At 68.3% G+C, this 17,606-nt stretch carries 15 protein-coding genes and 1 pseudogene; 10 read left to right on the top strand and 6 right to left on the bottom strand.

What is annotated here, in order from left to right; all coding sequences use genetic code 11:
* Positions 1-117 precede the first annotated feature (117 nt).
* The gene (gene creD, locus ACSQ86_RS00140; RefSeq protein ID WP_436308265.1) at positions 118-1,521 is read left to right on the top strand and encodes a cell envelope integrity protein CreD; all 1,404 of its coding nucleotides are present in this window, start codon (positions 118-120) and stop codon (positions 1,519-1,521) included.
* Complete coding sequence (locus ACSQ86_RS00145) at positions 1,518-3,860, top strand: penicillin-binding protein 1A (RefSeq protein WP_436308266.1); 2,343 nt, start codon at positions 1,518-1,520, stop codon at positions 3,858-3,860. Before creD ends, ACSQ86_RS00145 begins: the two co-directional genes overlap by 4 nt.
* Before the next feature lie 4 nt (positions 3,861-3,864).
* On the opposite strand, the gene creC is transcribed toward ACSQ86_RS00145, so the two are convergent.
* Together creC and creB are read right to left on the bottom strand one after the other, a co-directional pair.
* Positions 3,865-5,301 carry a two-component system sensor histidine kinase CreC gene (gene creC, locus ACSQ86_RS00150; protein ID WP_436308267.1) on the bottom strand — a complete coding sequence of 479 codons (1,437 nt, stop codon included), beginning with the start codon at positions 5,299-5,301 and terminating at the stop codon, positions 3,865-3,867.
* A gap of 121 nt (positions 5,302-5,422) precedes the next feature.
* Entirely contained in the window at positions 5,423-6,175 is a 753-nt protein-coding gene (gene creB, locus ACSQ86_RS00155; RefSeq protein ID WP_436302248.1) for a two-component system response regulator CreB, read from the bottom strand.
* 77 nt (positions 6,176-6,252) lie between these two features.
* On the opposite strand from creB, the gene ACSQ86_RS00160 reads away from it, so the two are divergent.
* Positions 6,253-7,188 (top strand): YcjF family protein, encoded by a 936-nt coding sequence (locus ACSQ86_RS00160; protein ID WP_436308268.1) that lies wholly within the window; start codon positions 6,253-6,255, stop codon positions 7,186-7,188.
* An 81-nt stretch (positions 7,189-7,269) separates the two neighbouring features.
* On the opposite strand, the gene ACSQ86_RS00165 is transcribed toward ACSQ86_RS00160, so the two are convergent.
* Complete coding sequence (locus tag ACSQ86_RS00165; protein ID WP_436302250.1) at positions 7,270-8,037, bottom strand: TIGR04325 family methyltransferase; 768 nt, start codon at positions 8,035-8,037, stop codon at positions 7,270-7,272.
* A gap of 115 nt (positions 8,038-8,152) precedes the next feature.
* Positions 8,153-8,347 carry a heavy-metal-associated domain-containing protein gene (locus ACSQ86_RS00170; RefSeq protein WP_093106988.1) on the bottom strand — a complete coding sequence of 65 codons (195 nt, stop codon included), beginning with the start codon at positions 8,345-8,347 and terminating at the stop codon, positions 8,153-8,155.
* Between the two features lie 141 nt (positions 8,348-8,488).
* Here ACSQ86_RS00170 and ACSQ86_RS00175 point away from each other — a divergent pair, with 141 nt between their 5' ends.
* Complete coding sequence (locus tag ACSQ86_RS00175) at positions 8,489-9,178, top strand: response regulator transcription factor (RefSeq protein WP_093106985.1); 690 nt, start codon at positions 8,489-8,491, stop codon at positions 9,176-9,178.
* Positions 9,175-10,578, top strand: coding sequence for a sensor histidine kinase (locus tag ACSQ86_RS00180; RefSeq protein ID WP_093106983.1), 1,404 nt, complete (start codon positions 9,175-9,177; stop codon positions 10,576-10,578). Before ACSQ86_RS00175 ends, ACSQ86_RS00180 begins: the two co-directional genes overlap by 4 nt.
* Here ACSQ86_RS00180 and ACSQ86_RS00185 read toward each other — a convergent pair.
* Entirely contained in the window at positions 10,560-11,663 is a 1,104-nt protein-coding gene (locus ACSQ86_RS00185) for an alkene reductase (protein ID WP_436294804.1), read from the bottom strand. The genes ACSQ86_RS00180 and ACSQ86_RS00185 overlap by 19 nt on opposite strands.
* 115 nt (positions 11,664-11,778) lie before the next feature.
* Here ACSQ86_RS00185 and ACSQ86_RS00190 point away from each other — a divergent pair.
* Positions 11,779-13,002, top strand: a pseudogene (locus ACSQ86_RS00190) (YbfB/YjiJ family MFS transporter).
* Here ACSQ86_RS00190 and gstA read toward each other — a convergent pair.
* Entirely contained in the window at positions 12,995-13,603 is a 609-nt protein-coding gene (gene gstA / locus ACSQ86_RS00195; protein ID WP_436302253.1) for a glutathione transferase GstA, read from the bottom strand. The pseudogene ACSQ86_RS00190 and the gene gstA overlap by 8 nt on opposite strands.
* 186 nt (positions 13,604-13,789) lie before the next feature.
* Here gstA and ACSQ86_RS00200 point away from each other — a divergent pair, with 186 nt between their 5' ends.
* From ACSQ86_RS00200 to rsmG, 4 genes are read left to right on the top strand one after another with little or no spacing between them, the layout of a single operon-like run.
* Entirely contained in the window at positions 13,790-13,975 is a 186-nt protein-coding gene (locus ACSQ86_RS00200; protein ID WP_436308269.1) for a DUF1328 family protein, read from the top strand.
* Positions 13,972-14,946: a transglutaminase-like domain-containing protein gene (locus tag ACSQ86_RS00205; protein ID WP_436302254.1), complete on the top strand. Its 975-nt coding sequence runs from the start codon at positions 13,972-13,974 to the stop codon at positions 14,944-14,946. The genes ACSQ86_RS00200 and ACSQ86_RS00205 overlap by 4 nt, the downstream gene beginning before the upstream one ends.
* A 50-nt stretch (positions 14,947-14,996) precedes the next feature.
* Complete coding sequence (gene mnmG, locus ACSQ86_RS00210; RefSeq protein ID WP_436308270.1) at positions 14,997-16,946, top strand: tRNA uridine-5-carboxymethylaminomethyl(34) synthesis enzyme MnmG; 1,950 nt, start codon at positions 14,997-14,999, stop codon at positions 16,944-16,946.
* On the top strand, positions 16,943-17,581 hold the full coding sequence (rsmG, locus tag ACSQ86_RS00215; RefSeq protein ID WP_436302256.1) for a 16S rRNA (guanine(527)-N(7))-methyltransferase RsmG: 639 nt from the start codon (positions 16,943-16,945) through the stop codon (positions 17,579-17,581). Before mnmG ends, rsmG begins: the two co-directional genes overlap by 4 nt.
* Positions 17,582-17,606 lie beyond the last annotated feature (25 nt).

Consider the following 17,606-nt stretch of genomic DNA (forward strand, 5'->3'; position numbering starts at 1 on the left):
TGAAGCGAAAAGCGCTGTGTGAAGTCCGTGTGAAGTGCGCGGGAGGCCGCACTTCATATGCGCTTCGGATCGTGGCGCGAGCATCGCCGCATCGTCATCGACGAGGAGAGAACCCTCATGCTTCAGACACTTCGAAATTCCGTGCTGCTCAAGGTCTTCGGCCTCATGGCCCTGACCCTGCTGTTGTGCATCCCGCTCGGCCAGATCGAATCGCTCAACCGCGAGCGCGGCCACAGCCAGCAGGAGGCAGCGCAGGAGCTCGCCGCCACCTATGCGGGCGCACAAACCGTGATCGGGCCCTTGCTGGTCGTGCCCTACGTGGAGCGCTGGATGGAACCGCTGCGCGACGCGCAGGGCCGAATCGTCGGCCAGGAAGGGCGCAGCAAGGAGCTGGCGCACCTGCTCTTTCCGGACAAGCTGCACATCGAGGGCAGCCTGGCGCCCCAGGAGCGCTATCGCGGGATCTTCAGGATTCCCTTCTACACGCTGAACGCGTCGCTGGCCGGCGCCTTCGCGGCCTTCGATGCGGCCGTGGTGCCGTCGAGCGAGAAGGGTTCGACGATCGAGTTCAAGCCGCCGTACGTGGCCTTCAACGTCAGCGACCTGCGCGGGCTCGACGGTTCGCCCGCGCTGCAGGTCGGCGCCGAGACGCTGCGCTTCCAGCAGCGCCTGCCTGGCCTGGCCGACGAGGCCTGGCTTGCGAGCGGCATTCATGCGCCGCTCGCAGGCAGCGCGCTGGCGGCATGGCAGGCGAAGCAACCGCTGCCCTTCCAGCTCAAGCTCGGGCTGGTCGGTCAGGAGAAGCTGTCGATGGTGCCGATCGGCGAGGAGACCACGGCGCATCTGACATCGCCCTGGGCGCATCCGAGCTTCGGGGGCCGCTTCCTGGCTTCGGAGCGCACCGTGACCGATCAGGGCTTCGATGCGCGCTGGCGCGTCTCCTCGCTCGTGACTTCGGCGCGTGAGGAAGTGCGCGGCGGCATGAAGAGCGCCAAGGCGCCTGCAGCGCTGCAGAGCTTCGACGTCTCGCTCGCGCAGCCGCTCAACGTCTATTCGATGTCCACGCGGGCGGTGAAGTACGGCCTCCTGTTCATCGGCCTGGTGCTGATGGCGGCCTTCATGTTCGAGCTGTTCCGCAAGCTGCGTCTGCATCCGGTGCAGTACGGGCTCGTCGGTCTCTCGATCGCGCTGTTCTTCCTGCTCCTCCTGGCGCTGTCCGAAAAGGTGGCGTTCTGGCTGGCCTATGCCGGCGCGGCGGGTGCCAGCGTGCTGCTGCTGGCGGCGTACTTCAGCGCGGTGCTGGGCGGCTGGCGGCGTGGCGCCTCCTTCGGCGCCTATGTGGCGCTGCTCTACGGCGCGCTCTACGGGCTGCTTGCGTCGGAGAGCAACGCGCTGCTGCTCGGCGCCTTGCTGATCTTCGGCATGCTCGCCGTGCTGATGCTGGCGACGCGCAAGGTCGACTGGTATGCCTTGTCGACCGGAGGCGGCAAGACTGTCGCCGCTGCCGGAGCGCAGTCATGAAGCCCGGCTTGCGACGCCTTCTGTTCTGGAGCGCGACCGTGGCGGCGGGCGGCGCGGTCGCGCTGCTGTGCGCTGCCGGCATCGCCGTGGCGGTGATCTATCCGAAGCTGCCGGATGTCTCGGAGCTTTCCGACTACCGGCCCAAGCTGCCGCTTCGGGTCTTCACTTCCGACGGCGTGCTGATCGGCGAGTTCGGCGAAGAGCGGCGCCAGCTCATCCCGATCGCCGACATGCCCCGGTCGCTGAAGGACGCGGTGGTCGCGGTCGAGGATGCGCGCTTCTACGAGCATGGCGGCGTCGATGCCAAGGGCCTGCTGCGCGCGGTGCTCGCGAACCTGCGGCATGGCACGCGCCAGGGTGCGTCCACCATCACCCAGCAGGTGGCGCGCAACGTCTACCTGAGCTCGGAGCGCACGCTGACGCGCAAGATCTACGAGGCGCTGCTCGCGTTCCGGCTCGAAGAGTGGCTCAGCAAGGACCAGATCCTCGAGATCTACCTGAACCAGATCTTCCTCGGCCACCGCGCCTATGGCTTCGCCGCGGCTTCGGAGGTTTATTTCGGCAAGCCCTTGAAGGACATCACGCTCGCGGAGGCCGCCATGCTGGCGGGTGTGCCGAAGGCGCCCGATGCCAACAACCCGCTGAAGAACCCGCGTCGCGCGCGGGCCCGCCAGTTGTACGTGCTCGACCGCATGCAGGAAGTCGGTGCGATCACCGCCGCGCAGGCGGTGGAGGCGAAGAAGGAGGTGCTGCATCTGCGCGACCCTTCCGAGCCGAAGCGCCTGCATGCGGAATACGTGGCCGAGACGGTGCGCCAGTTGATGTACGCGCAGTACGGCAGCAGCATCTACACGCGCGGCCTCAAGGTCACGACCTCGCTCGTCGCGGCCGACCAGGCGGCGGCGTACAAGGCGCTGCGCCGCGGCATCATGGACTACGAGCGGCGCCAGCCCTATCGTGGTCCCGAGCGCTTCGTCGATCTGCCCGCCGATCCCGCCGAGCTCGACGATGCCGTCGATGAGGCCCTGGCCGAGCATCCCGACAACGACGACGTTCTCTCCGCCGTGGTGCTGCAGGCCGACGCGAAGGAAGTCAGCGCCGTGCGTGCCAACGGCGACCAATTGAGCATCACGGGCGAGGGCCTGCGCCTCGCGCAGGCCGGCCTGTCGCAGCGCGCGGCCCCGAACGTGCGCGTGCGGCGCGGCGCGGTGATCCGCGTCGCGAAGACGCCCAAGGGCGCGTGGGAGATCGTCCAGATGCCGGAAGTCGAAGGCGCCTTCGTTGCGCTCGACCCGCGCGACGGTGCGATCAAGGCGCTGGTGGGCGGCTTCGATTTCGGCAAGAGCAAGTTCAACCACGTGACGCAGGCCTGGCGCCAGCCGGGCTCGAGCTTCAAGCCCTTCATCTATTCGGCCGCGCTCGAGAAAGGCTTCACGCCGGGCACCATCGTCAACGATGCGCCGCTGTTCTTCGACCGGGCCGCGACCGGAAGCCAACCGTGGGAGCCGAAGAACTACGACGGCACTTTCGGAGGGCCGATGTCGCTGCGCCATGCGCTCGAACAATCGAAGAACATGGTCACGATCCGGGTGCTCGAATCGATCGGCCCGCGCTACGCGCAGGACTGGATCGGCAACTTCGGATTCGAGCGTGCGAAGCATCCGGCCTACCTGCCGATGGCGCTCGGCGCAGGCTCGGTCACGCCAATGCAGATGGCGGCCGCGTACGGTGTCTTTGCGAACGGGGGCTATCGCGTCAGCCCCTGGCTCGTGACGCGCATCACCGACCCCAAGGGCCAGGTGCTGGTCGAGGCCGAGCCGCCGCCGCGCGACGAAAGCGCGCGCGCCATCTCGCAGCGCAACGCCTTCGTCATGAGTTCGCTGCTGCAAAGCGTGGTCACGAACGGCACCGGCTTCAAGGCCTATCAGGCGCTCCAGCGCCGTGACCTCTACGGCAAGACCGGCACCACCAATGATTCGATCGACACCTGGTTCGCCGGCTTCCAGCCGAGCCGCGTCGGCATTGCCTGGATCGGCTACGACACGCCGCGCCAGCTGGGCGTTCGCGGCGAGACCGGTGGCAGCCTGAGCCTGCCGATCTGGACCGGCTACATGCAGGCGGCGCTGCAGGGCGTGCCGGTGGCCGAGCTGCCGGCGCCCGACGGCGTGGTGAAGGTGGACGGCGAGTGGTACTACGACGACTACGCGCCGGGCCGCGGCATCACCAGCCTGGGCATCGAGACCGGCCCTACACCGCCGGCCGAGGCGCTGGCCGCGGTGCCGGTCAGCGCGATGCCGCCGCCGGAGGAACGCAACCGGATCCTCGACTTTTTCAGATAGAGCCTTAGTGCGACGCCAGCGGCAGCGTGAGCGTCGCGAGCGCGCCGCCGCGCGGCGCGTTCGCAAGCTCGATGCGGCCGCGGTGCAGCGCCGCGATCTCTTTCACGAAGGCCAGGCCGAGGCCGGTGCTCTTCTTCTGGCTGTGCGGGCGCGCAAGCGAATAGAACTTCTCGAACACCTTGTCTTTCGCGTAGTCGGGAATGCCGCGGCCGTGGTCGCGCACGGTGATGCGGGCCTCGCGCGCGCCGGCGTGCAGCGCGAGCGCGACCTCGGCGCCCGGCGGCGAGAAGTCGATCGCGTTGTCGAGCAGGTTGCTGACCGCGCGGCGCAAGAGGAAGGGATCGCCCTCGACGCGGACCTCGGTGTCGATCGCGACATGCAGGCGGATCTCACGCGCCGCCGCTGCGCCCTGGGCGCTCGCCGCCACTTCCCGCAGCAGCGGCGCCAGCGCGACCGGCTCGCTGCGCTCCAGCGCGCGCTGGGTTTCGAGCGCCGTCAGCTCCATCATGCGGTCGACGATCTCCTGGATGCGCTCGGTCTCGCTTGCGATGTTGGCGAGGAAGCGTTCGCGCTCGGCCTGGGGCATCGAGGGTTCCTGCAACAGCTCGGCCGCGCCGCGGATCGCCGACAGCGGGCTCTTGATCTCGTGCGTGAAGGTCTGCACGTAGTCGGCGACATAGCTGCGGCCGGTTAGCGCGTCGCGCATCTCGCCGAAGCCGCTGCGCAGCGTATCGACCGCGCGGCGCACCATGCGCGCGAGGCTCCAGCTGCGCTGGCTGCGCAGCCAGCGCAGGTAGTCGGAGATCAGCCCGAAGGGCCGCACCAGCCAGACCGACATGATGAGCGCCAGCACCAGCAGTGCGAAGGCCGAGCCGACGCCGACCCACAGCGTGCGGGCGCGTGCGTCCTCGACGAACTGGCCGAAGCTTTGCACCGGCTTGCCGACGCTGACCACGCCGACGATCTCGTTGTTCCAGCGTATCGGGGCAGCCGCGTACATCACGGAGGTCATCGGGTCGCCTTCGATGTCGCGCGAAGTGCGCGCGCCGTAGACGCCGGCCAGGGTGCGGCTCACGTCGCTCCACTTCGAGAAGTCGGCGCCGACGCTGCGGCCGAGCGAATCGAAGAGCACGCGGCCGCTGCGGTCGGTGACGTAGATGCGCAGCTCGACGCGGCTCTTGTGCAGGTTGTAGATCTGGGCCGAGAACTGGCGCGCGTAGGCCGAGCGGAACACCGGCTCCAGCCGCGCGGTGTTGATCGCGCCGGCGATCACGTCCTGCTCGATCAGGCTGGCCATCAGCTGCGAGGTCTCGACCAGCGACTCCTCGGCCGACTCGCGGTAGCGCGGGTCGATGTCGGACACCACGCGGTAGAGCAGGAAGGCGATGCCCGCCGTGTAGATCAGCAGGATGCCGATGAAGATGCGGGTTCTGCGACTCAAGGGATGGCCCCCACGCTCGGCACCGCATGTCCTCGCTGCCCCCCGAGGGGGAAGCTGCAGGCCGCCCGTCTGCGCGAAGCGCGGACTTCGCCGCGCTGGCGGCCCGGCGCCGGCCTGATGCTCATCTCCGATTCGCCGGCAGCTCTTCGTTGAGCGCATAGCCTGTGCCGCGCAAGGTTCGGATGGCCTCGACCTCCGGCGCGATGGCGCGCAGCTTGGCGCGCAGGGTCTTGACGTGCGCGTCGACCGTGCGGTCGAAGCTGTCGCTGGCATCGTCCCAGACCAGTCGCAGCAACTCGTCGCGTGTGAACACGCGGCCCGGGCGCTGGATCAGCAGGCGCAGCAGCCCGTACTCGTAGCGCGAGAGTTCGAGCAGGCGGCCGTAGTAGCGGATCTGCATGCGCTCGGCGTCGAGCGCGAAGGGCGTGGTGGGTGGAGTGGCCGCCGGTGCAACGGGCGTTGCCGGCATCGAGGCGCCATTGCCGCGCCCGCTGCGCCGCAGGATCGTGCGCACGCGCGCCACCAGTTCGCGCGGCGAGAAGGGCTTGGCGATGTAGTCGTCGGCGCCGAGCTCGAGGCCGACCACGCGGTCGATCTCGTCGCTGCGCGCCGTGAGGAAGAGCATCGGCACCTCGGCGCCGCCGGCTTCGCGGTTCAAGGCCTGCAGGCGCTTGAAGAGCTCGAAGCCGTTCATGTCGGGCAGGCCCACGTCCAGGATCGCGAGCGCGGGCGGATCGGCCGCGAACTGCGCGATGGCCTCCTCGGCCGTGGCGCACCAGACGGGCACGAAGCCGTCGGTCTTGAGCACGTACTGCAGGGTGTCGGCGATGCCCGACTCGTCTTCGGCGATCAGGATCCGGGGGTTGAAGGGCATGGGCCGGATGGTAGCCGGCCGGAACCTTTGCGCCGCAGCTCGAACGAACAGGGTCTTGCATTCTGGAGAACCGCACCGTGACCCCATCCGAAACCCGGGCCATCGTCACCCTCAGCCTGCTGGCAGCCTTTGTCGACGGCGAGAAGCACGAGCGCGAACGCGCCGAGATCAAGCGCATTGCCGAAGGACTCTCTGAGGCCGACGGCGTGCAGCTGCCGATGCTCTACCAGGACGTGCTGATGAAGCGCGTTTCGCTGCCTGCGGTGGCTGCTGAACTGAAGAGTTCCGAATCGAAGCAGCTCGCCTACGAGATGGCGGTCTGCGTCTGCGATGCCGACGGCACGCAGTCGGAGGCCGAGCGCATGTTCCTCGCTGACGTGCGCACTTCGCTCGGGCTTGATGCGCCGGCGGCGAAGCAGTTCGCGAAGGAGGCCGAGGAGATCGCGGCGGTGCCGCTGTCGACGGCCGTTGCCGCTGCTGCACCGTCCGCCACGGTCGACAACGCCGAGCTCGACCAGGCGATCCTCAACGCCGCGATCCTGAACGGCGCGCTCGAGCTGCTGCCCGAGACGCTCTCGACCATGGCCATCATCCCGCTGCAGATGAAGCTGGTCTATCGCATCGGCCGCGCGCACGGCTACGAGCTCGACAGCGGCCATGTGAAGGACTTCCTCGCCACGGTGGGCGTCGGCCTGACTTCGCAGTACCTCGAACAGGCCGGCCGCAAGCTGCTGGGCGGCCTGCTCGGCAAGGTCGGCGGCGGAATGCTGCGCGGCCTCGCCAAGCAGGCGGTGAGCTCGGGCATGAGCTTCGCGACCACCTATGCGCTGGGCCATGTCGCCAAGCGCTACTACGCAGGCGGCCGCACGCTGTCGACGCAGATGCTGAAGGAAGCGTATGCGAGCGTCACGCAGGAAGCGCAAGGCCTGCAGACGCGCTACCTGCCTGCGATGCAGGAGAAGGCGCGCACGCTCGATGCCGGCAAGATCTTGTCGATGGTGCGCAGCGCCTAGCTGGCCCCCACGCTCCGTCACTTCGTGTACTCGCTGCCTCCCGAGGGGGTGCAGGCCGCCTTGGGGCGGCCCGGCGCCGGCCTAGTGCAAATCGAAGCAGCAGCCCGCGTAGTAGGGCTTGTCGCCGCCGTCGACGAAGGGCACCTCGATCGGCTTGCCCTCGTTGCGCCAGGCGTCGCGCCGCTTGTAGCCGGATTCGGCGAGCTCGGCGAGGAGCTCGTCGTGGTGCTGGATCCGGTAGGGACAGACGGCAAAGCCGATGCTGTTGAGCGTGTAGAGCGTGCGCTCGGGATGCACCGCCGTCGTGTTGAGCACGATGCGCCGTGGCTTCACAGGCAGCGCGGCAATGATCTCGGACATGCGCGTCGGCAGGTACTGCAGGCTGCCCGAGGCGTAGAGCACGTCGCAGCCGCTCGCGTCGCGCCAATCGGTGGTGAAGCTGAGCTGCGCGCTGGCCTCGCGCTGCACCGCGAGCTCCCGGCCGCTCGCCACCACGTTAGGCACGTCGCAGACGGTCCAACGCAGGTCGGCAGGGTAGTTGAGCATGCGGCGGAAGGCGTAGTACTTGATGCCGACATGGCCGCCCAGGTCGAAGATGCTGCGCATGCCGTCGTCGAGCGCGCGGCCGAGCCAGAACAGGCCGGGGTAGTCGTAGAAAGCGACCTGGTGACTGTAGAAGGCGTCCGCCGGGGCGTTGTCGTATCCGATGGCCTTGGAGGGCGGCGCGCCGGCTTCGGCAGCGGCGAAGCTCTCGAAGGAACCCATGAACAGGTTCTCTTCGCGGTTGTCCAGGAACTTGCGCCGGTAGGCAGCTTCGCGGACCGATGACGGCAGCAGATTCGACAGCATGGAAGCCTCTTTGCTCACGGTGGATGCAGCGCATATTTTGCACTTTGAAACAAAAGTATTCAACTGTTTCGTGCATTCTCGGTGTCGCCGGTCGGCATCCGGGCCGGGCCGGGGCTCACTGTGCCTGGTAGCCGGCGTTCTCGATCGCCACGATGATGTCCTGCCGCGGCTGATGGCTCAACACGTCGACATGACCGGTTTCGAGATCGACCGTGACCTGCGCCTCGGGGTCCACCGTCTGCACCGCGTTCTGCACGGCGCTCGCGCAATGGGCGCAGCTCATGCCCAAGACCTGGAATTTCTGGCTCATCGTTGCTCCTTTCATGGGGATGATGCGCAAGTGTCAACCTTCTCACGTTGTCAATGTCCAGTACAGGGGCGCTCGTCCCTTGCCGTATCCTCGCCTGCGGCCCGCGGTAAGCCCCGGTAACGAACTCTCTTTTCCCTTTCCATGCGAATCCTGCTGGTCGAAGACGATGCGGTGCTGCGCGGCGTGATGCTGCGCAGCCTGGGCGATGCCGGACACCGCGTCGACGTGGCGGCGAATACCGAGGACGCCGACCACCTGTGGCGCGTGCAGCTGTTCGATGCGGTGCTGCTCGATCTCAGCCTGCCGGCAACGGCCAGCCCGACCAGCGGCCTCGCGAGCGGCCTCACCGTGCTGCGCCACGCACGCGCGCGCGGCGACCGCACGCCGGTGCTGGTACTGACCGCGCGCGATCGCACCGAAGAGCGCATCGCCGGCCTCGATGCGGGCGCCGACGACTACCTCGGCAAGCCCTTCGACCTGGCCGAGGTCGAAGCCCGCCTGCGTGCGCTGGTGCGGCGCGCACAGGGCACCGAGGACATCGCCACGCTGGGCCGGCTGCGGCTCGACCGCAAGGCGCGCCGTTTCTCGGTGGCCGGCGCGCCGCTGGACCTGCCGGCGCGCGAGTTCGAGGTCTTGTGGGAGCTGATGAGTCCGCCGGGCCGCACAGTCAGCAAGCGGGCCATGTCCGACAAGCTGTCGAGCTTCGATGAAGCGCTGGGCGACAACGCGCTGGAGGCCTTCATCTCGCGCCTGCGCAAGAAGCTCGCGGGCAGCGGCGCGGCGATCCGCACGCTGCGCGGCATCGGCTATCTGCTGGAAGCGGCCGAGTGAAGCCGGCGCCGCGCCGGGCGTCGGCGGGCGCGCCTTCGCTCACTTCGCGCGTGCTGCGGCGCGTGCTGCTGCCGCTGGCCCTGACCTGGCTGGTGGGCACCGCGGTCGCGGTGGCGGTGGCCGGCCACTTCACCGAGCAGGCCTTCGACCGCGCCTTGCTCGACGATGCCTATTCGGTGTCGGCCAACGTGGAGGCCGGCGAGCGCGACATCCAGCTGCAGCTGTCGCCGCGCGAGGTCACGAGCGTGCTGTTCGACCAGTCGGAGCAGGTCTACTTCGCGGTGCTGCGGCCCGACGGCTCGCGGCTCGCCGGGCACGCGGGCCTGCAGGCACCGGCGCCGGAGGAGGGCGCGCGCTATCGCTTTTCCGATGTGAACTACGAGGGGCAAGCGCTGCGCGCCGTGGTGTTGAACCATGACGCGCCCAAAGCCTTCCGCGTCGTGATCGCGCAGACCACGCGCGCCCGCGCCGCGCTGGTCGAACGGCTGCTGCTCTATTCGCTGGCGCCGCAAGGTGTGCTATTGGCGCTTCTGGCCGTGTGGCTGTGGCGCGGCATCGAAGGCGAGCTGCGTCCACTCGGCGAACTGCGCCGGACGCTGGACCAACGCGATGCCCACGACCTGGCGCCGGTGCCGGTGGCACGCAGCTCGCGCGAGCTCGAACGCCTGGGCGAGACGCTCAACGCCCTGTTCGAGCGCTTGGGCCACAGCGTGCGTGCGCAGCGCGAGTTCGCGGGCAACGTGGCGCACGAGTTGCGCACGCCGCTGGCCGGCATCCGCGCGCTGGCCGACTACGGCCTCGCGCAGCAGGCCCCGGCCGTGTGGCGCGAACAGCTGCAGCACATCGCCGCCAGCCAGGCGCGCGCCAGCCACCTGGTCGACCAGCTGCTCGCGCTGGCGCTGGCCGACGAGGCCCGCACCGGCCTGCAGCGCGCGCCGCTTCGGCTCGACGAGCTGGTGGAGCAGGCGGTGCTGCGCCATCTCGCGCGCGCCGATGCAGAGGGCGTGGATCTGGGCGCGCTGGGTCTCGACCAGCCGGTGACGGTGCAGGCCAATGCGGCGCTCGTCGAAGGCATCCTCGACAACCTGATCGACAACGCGCTGCGCTACGGCGGCCGCACCATCACCGTCGAGCTGGCGGGCCGCACGCTCGGCGTGGTCGACGACGGCCCCGGCATTGCGCCCGAGGTGCAGCGCGACCTGATGCAGCGCTGGTCGCAAGGACCGGCCGGGCAGAAGCTGGGGCAGGGCGCCGGCCTCGGGCTCGCGATCGTGGCGCGCCATGCCGCGCTGCTGGGCGCCGAGCTGCGCTTCGACAAGGCGTCCGAAGCGGGCGGGCTGCGGGTCAGCGTGGCCTTCGCGCCGAGCCCGCCCGGGGACGATCAGCCCAGCGCCGGATAGTCGATGTAGCCCTTCGCGCCGCCGCCGTAGAAGGTGTTCTTGTCCCAGGGATTGAGCGGCGCGCCCTCGCGCAGGCGGCGCACCAGGTCGGGATTGGAGATGAAGGGCTTGCCGAAGGCCACGAGGTCGTCGCCTTCCTTCAATGCCTCTTCGGCCAGCGGCTTGTCGTAGCCGTTGTTCACCATCCAGGCGCCCTTGCCGCCGGCCTGGCGGTAGGCGGCCTTGAGGGCTTCGTAGTCGAAGGGGCGGTCTTCCAGCTCGCGCGGGCCGCCGGTGGCGCCCTCGACGACGTGGATGTAGGCCAGCTTGAGCGTGGCGAGCTGTTTCACGACGTACTCGAAGAGCGGCTGCGGATTCTCGTCGTGCACGTCGTTGGCCGGCGTCACGGGCGAGATGCGGATGCCGGTGCGGCCGCCGCCGACCGCGTCGACCACGGCACGCGTCGCTTCGAGCAGCAGGCGGGCGCGGTTCCCGATGCTGCCGCCGTAGTCGTCGCTGCGCTTGTTGCTGCCGGTCTTGAGGAACTGGTCGAGCAGGTAGCCGTTGGCGGCATGCACCTCGACGCCGTCGAAGCCGGCGGTCTCGACGGCGTTGCGCGCGGCGGCGGCGTAGCCGTGGACGATGCCCGGCAGCTCGCCCGCGTCGAGGGCGCGCGGCTCGGAGGTTTCGACGTAAGTGGGAACGCCGTCCTTGATCAGCACGGTCTTGGTCTTGGCCGTGATGGCCGAGGGCGCGACCGGCTGGCCGCCATCGGGCTGCAGCTCGTTGTGCGAGACGCGGCCCACGTGCCAGAGCTGGACCACGATCTTGCCGCCCTTGGCGTGCACCGCATCGGTCACGCGCTTCCAGGCTTCGAGCTGCTCGCTGCCGTAGAGGCCGGGCACGTCGGCATAGCCCTGGCCCTGCTGGCTGATCGCGGTGGCTTCGGTGATCAGCAGTCCGGCGCTGGCGCGCTGCGCGTAGTAGGTGGCCGCGATATCGCGCGGCACGGCGTTGGGCGAGCGGTTGCGCGTGAGCGGCGCCATGACGATGCGGTTGGCCAGCTTCAGGTCGCCGGCCTGGATGGGGTCGAAGAGGGAGGACATCGGTTCTGCTTGTTGGGGTGGATGAATAGCGCGAACGGTAAACCGGCGCGCCTAACCGCGCTGCCACGGGGTTGTCGGTTTGCTGCTAGGGGATGCAGCAGAATGCCCGCACTCCATGACGATGCATTCCGCCACGCTCACGCCCGCGCAGGCCCTGCGCCTCGCGCTTGCGTTGTCGATGGGTGCCGCGGTCTCGCTCGGCATCACGCGCTTTTCTTATGGCTTGCTGCTGCCGCCGATGCGCGCGGATTTGGGCTGGAGCTACACGCTGGCCGGCGCGATGAACACCGCGAATGCGGCCGGCTATTTGCTGGGCGCATTGATGACGCCGGCCTTGATGCGGCGCCTCGGGCCGCTGCGTCTGCTGGTCTGGGGTGCGGTGTGGGCCAGCCTGTTCATGGCGGCCAGCGGCTTCTTCACCTCGGCCTCGGCGCTGCTGTTGCAGCGCTTGCTGGCCGGGCTGGCGAGCGCCTGGGTGTTCGTCGCGGGCGGCCTGCTGGCGGCGCGGCTCGGGACGCTGCAGCCGTCGCGCGCAGGCCTTCTGCTGGGCCTGTACTACGGCGGCACGGGCTTCGGCATCACCTTGTCGGCGCTCCTGGTACCGCCGGTGCTGCACGCTGCCGCGGGCGAAGCGCATGGCTGGGCCTGGGCCTAGTGGGCGCTGGCGCTGGCGAGCTTCGCGGGGACGGCCGTGCTGGGGTACGCGGCGCATGCGATGCCGAGCGAGGCGCGTGCACCCGCTGCGCCGGCGTCCGCGCACGAGGCGGCCGCGCAGCCCGCGCGCGCAGTACGTCGTTTCGGCTGGGCGCTCGCGGGCTATGCGCTCTTCGGCGCCGGCTACATCGGCTACATGACCTTCGTGATCGCGCTGCTGCGCGAGCAGGGCGCGAGCCCGGCGAACATCACGATGTTCTATGCGCTGCTCGGCGTCGCCTGCGTGGCTTCGGCGCGGCTCTGGGCCGGCTTGCTGGATCGCTTTCATGGCGGCCAGCCGCAGGCGGTGCTCAATGCCTTGCTGGGCATGGCAACCCTGCTGCCGGTGCTGAGCGCCGCGTGGCCGGTGACGCTGGTCTCGGGACTGCTGTTCGGCGCAGTGTTCCTGTCGGTGGTGGCCTCCACCACCGCGCTGGTGCGCCACAACCTGCCGGCCGAACAATGGGCCACCGGCATCAGCGCCTTCACGATCATCTTCGCGCTGGGGCAGATCGTGGGGCCCACCGTGACTGGCTGGATCTCCGACGGGCCGGGCGGCCTGGCGCGCGGCCTGGTGGCCTCGGCGATCACGCTGTGGGCCGGGGCTGCGCTCGCCTCGCGGCAGCGGCCGCTGCTGCTTACTTGAGCAGGCCTTCGGTCTTCATGGCTTCCTGTACGGCCGGGCGGGCGCCGACGCGTGCATGCCAGGCCTGCACATTCGCGTAGGGCGAGATGTCGACGCCGGTCGGCTTGGTCCAGTTGGTGACGGTGAACAGGTAGCCGTCGGCCACCGTGAAGTGCTCGCCCATCAGGTAGTCCTTGCCTTCGAGCTCGCCGTTGAGCCACTCGTAGCGCGACTGGAGCTTGGTCCTGAAGATGGCCTTGGCTTCTTCGGGCATGTTGGGGTTGAACATCGGCGAGTAGGTCTTGTGAATTTCGGTGCCGATGAAGGTGAGCCACTCCTGCAGCCGGTAGCGCGAGAGCGTGCCGCTGGCGGGGGCGAGGTTCTTGTTCGGCGCGAGGTCGGCGATGTACTGCACGATGGCCGGACCTTCGCGCAGGCGCGTGCCGTCGTCGAGCTCGAGCATCGGCACGTAGCCGAGCGGGTTGATGCCGTAGTAGTCGGTGCCATCCTGCAGCTTGTGGCTCTTGGTGCTGGCGAGCACGGGTTCGAAGGCGAGGCCGGCTTCGCGCAGCGCGATATGGGGCGAGAGCGAGCAGGCGCCCGGCGAGTAATACAGCTTCATGCGAAAAACTCTCCAATGGATGTTCGGGAAACGTTCTTTCTTGCAGACGCGAGGCCGATGCTAGCGGGTTCGCCGCGAGCGCGTTTGTCCTACGGGGCCTTGGGCGCGGCGACTATCGGGCCGGCCGGCGCGCCTTTCTATGCTCCCGGCACCGCGGGCGGATGACCGCACGCAAGGAGCTCGCTCATGTTGAAGTACGCCATCATTTTTGCGGTGATCTCGCTGATCGCCGGCGCCCTCGGCTTCGGCGGCGTGGCGGCCGGCGCGGCCGGCATCGCGATGGTGCTGTTCGGGCTGTTCCTGATCCTGGCGGTCGTGTTCCTCGTTCTTGCGGCGCTCGGGGTGGGCGCGGTGAAGAAAGCGCTGGATTGACGCACTACTCGAACGTGGAGACGGTGCTCGACTACGAGGTCGAGGCGCCGTCGCATTTGCTGCTCAACATCGAGGCCGCGCGCAGCGGCGCACAGACTGTGATCAGCGAGGATCTGGCGATCGAACCGGCGGTGGAAATGCAGGTTTTCTGCGACGAGGGCAGCGGCAACCGCTTCATTCGTTTCGATGCGCCGCCGGGGCCGCTGAAGATCCGCTACCGCGCCAGCGTCCAGCGCGCGCACGTGGAAGTGCCGTCCGATCTGGCCGAAGTGCCGGTGAACCAGGTGCCCAACGAGATCCTCCACTACATGATGCCGACGCGCTACTGCGAGTCGGACCTGATGTCGCGCTGCGCGCAGCAGCTCTTCGGCGACCTGCCGCCGGGCATCGGACGCGTGCAGGCCATCGCCGACTGGATTCACGACAGCATCACCTACGAACCGGGCAGCAGCGACTCGACCACCACCGCGCGCGAGGTCTTCGTCGAGCGCGCCGGCGTGTGCCGCGATTTCGCGCACCTGGGCATCACTTTCTGCCGCGCGCTCAACATCCCGGCGCGGCTGGTGGTGGGCTATGTGTGGTTCGACGAGCCGCCGCAGGATTTTCATGCGCTGTTCGAGGCCTGGCTGGGCGGGCGGTGGGTCTTGTTCGATGCCACGCGCATGGCGCCGGTCGATCGGCTGGTGCGCGTGGGCACGGGGCGTGATGCGAAGGACGTCGCCTTCTGCACCATCTTCGGGCCGGTGCGCATGACGGGCAAGTCGCTGGTCGTGCGCGAACTGCAGGACGAAAGCCTCACGCCGCCGGCCGAGCCCGAGCCCAGCGGGCAGCTGGTTGGGATCGAGAAGCCGGCGCCGGTGGCCACGGTCGGCGAACCCTTGAATTGCTATCAAAATGATAGCAATCGGCCCAGGCAAATAGCCGGGCCCGGCTTGCCCCTGCACACCGCACGGAGCACGGTGCGCGATTAAAATTAGCGCCCCTTTCCGCGAGCGCACGCGCATGTGCGCCCCCACTCTCCATGCTGTACCCCGAAGAATTCGATGTGATCGTCGTCGGTGGCGGCCATGCCGGCACCGAAGCCGCGCTGGCCTCCGCGCGCATGGGCGCGCGCACGCTGCTGCTCACCCACAACATCGAGACGCTGGGGCAGATGAGCTGCAATCCCTCGATCGGCGGCATCGGCAAGGGGCACCTGGTGAAGGAGGTCGATGCGCTGGGCGGTGCGATGGCGATCGCGACGGACGAGGGCGGCATTCAGTTCCGCATCCTCAATTCGAGCAAGGGGCCGGCGGTGCGGGCGACGCGCGCGCAGGCCGACCGCGTGCTCTACAAGGCCGCGATCCGGCGCCGGCTCGAGAATCAGCCGAACCTGTCGCTGTTCCAGCAGGCAGTCGATGATTTGATGATCGAGGGCGACCGCGTGGTCGGCGCGATCACGCAGGTCGGCATCGCGTTCCGCGCGCGCGCGGTGGTGCTGACGGCAGGCACCTTTCTCGACGGCCGGATCCATGTCGGGCTCGACAACTACCAGGCCGGCCGCGCCGGCGATCCACCGGCGGTCAGCCTGTCGGCGCGCCTCAAGGAACTGAAGTTGCCGCAAGGCCGGCTCAAGACCGGCACCCCGCCGCGGCTGGACGGGCGGAGCATCGACTTCTCGAAGTGCGTCGAACAACCGGGCGACGGCATGCCGGGCGGTGCCGGGCCGATGCCGGTCTTCAGCTTCATGGGCCGGGCCGACATGCACCCGCGGCAGATGCCGTGCTGGATCACGAACACCAACGCGCGCACGCACGAAATCATCCGTTCCGGCTTCGACCGCAGCCCGATGTTCACCGGCAAGATCGACGGCATCGGGCCGCGCTACTGCCCGAGCGTGGAAGACAAGATCAACCGCTTCGCGGACAAGGAAAGCCACCAGATCTTCCTGGAGCCCGAAGGCCTGACGACCAACGAGTACTACCCGAACGGGATCTCGACCAGCCTGCCTTTCGACATCCAGTACCAGTTGGTGCGTTCGATGGCGGGTCTGGAGAACGCCCACATCCTGCGCCCGGGCTACGCGATCGAGTACGACTACTTCGATCCGCGCGAACTCAAGAGCAACTTCGAGACGCGCGCGATCCAGGGGCTCTTCTTTGCGGGGCAGATCAACGGCACCACCGGCTACGAAGAGGCGGCGGCGCAGGGCTTGTTTGCCGGCATCAATGCGGCGCTGCAATGCAGAGGGGGGGCCGCCTGGATGCCCCGCCGCGACGAAGCCTACCTGGGTGTGCTGGTCGACGACCTGATCACCAAGGGCGTGACCGAGCCCTATCGCATGTTCACCAGCCGGGCCGAGTTCCGGTTGCAGCTGCGCGAAGACAACGCCGACATGCGGCTCACCGAGATCGGGCGCAAGCTGGGCTTGGTGGACGATGCGCGCTGGGACGCCTTCTCGCGCAAGCGCGATCTTGTTTCACGTGAAACAGAGAGGCTGCGTTCTATTTGGGTGAATCCGAGGAATCTGCCGGCTGCCGAGTCCGAACGCGTGCTCGGCAAGGCGATCGAGCGTGAGTACAACCTGGGCGACCTGCTGCGCCGGCCCAATGTAAGTTACGCCTCGCTGATGTCGCTGGACGGCGGGAAGTACGGCTCGGACCAGCCCCTGGGCGAATCGGAGATCGAGCAGATCGAGATCGCGGCCAAGTACGCCGGCTACATCGACCGGCAGCATGACGAGGTCGAGCGCGCGGCGCACTTCGAGAATCTCAAGCTGCCGGCCGACCTCGACTACAGCCAGGTCGCGGCGCTGAGTTTCGAGGTGCGGCAGAAGCTGAGCAAGCATCGTCCGGAAACCCTGGGGCTGGCTTCGCGCATCTCCGGTGTGACGCCGGCGGCCATCTCGCTCTTGATGATTCACCTGCGCAAAGGCGGTCATCGCGCCTTCGCTCGAGACGCAGCGGCCGAGCCGCAGCAGATCGACGAATGAGCCAGGATCTGGTGCTGCGCGAGGGCGCAGCCAAACTCGGCCTCGCGCTGAGCGATCGCCAGTGCGAACGGCTACTGGCCTACGGTGCGCTGATCCTCAAGTGGAACAAGGTCTACAACCTGACTGCGCTGCGCGATCCGACGACGGTGCTGACGCATCATCTGCTCGACAGCCTGTCGGTGATCGGGCCGCTGAACCGCGAGTGGCCGGGGAGGGCGAAACTGCTCGACGTCGGCGCCGGCGCTGGTCTTCCGGGCGTGGTGATTGCGATCCTGCGCGAAGACATTGATGTCAGCTGCCTCGATGCCGTGGCCAAGAAGGCGGCCTTTGTTCAACAGGTCGCGGCCGAGCTGGGGCTGCCCAATCTGCGAGGCGTGCACGCGCGTGTCGAATCGCTGGCCGGAAATTACGAACTCATCAGTTCACGCGCCTTTGCTTCGCTCCCTGATTTCTTCACCGGCTCGATACGCCTGCTGGCGCCCGGCGGGCTTTGGTTGGCCATGAAGGGCAAGGTGCCCGGCGACGAATTGGCCGAGCTGCCGCCGGGAATCGATGTGTTTCACGTGGAACAATTGAGCGTTCCGGGCCTCGATGCCGAGCGCTGCATCGTCTGGGCACGAAAAGCTGCCTCCTGACAGGCGCCCGACGCGTCGACCTCGC

This window comes from Variovorax sp. LjRoot130, assembly GCF_964253755.1.
GTDB lineage: Bacteria > Pseudomonadota > Gammaproteobacteria > Burkholderiales > Burkholderiaceae_C > Variovorax.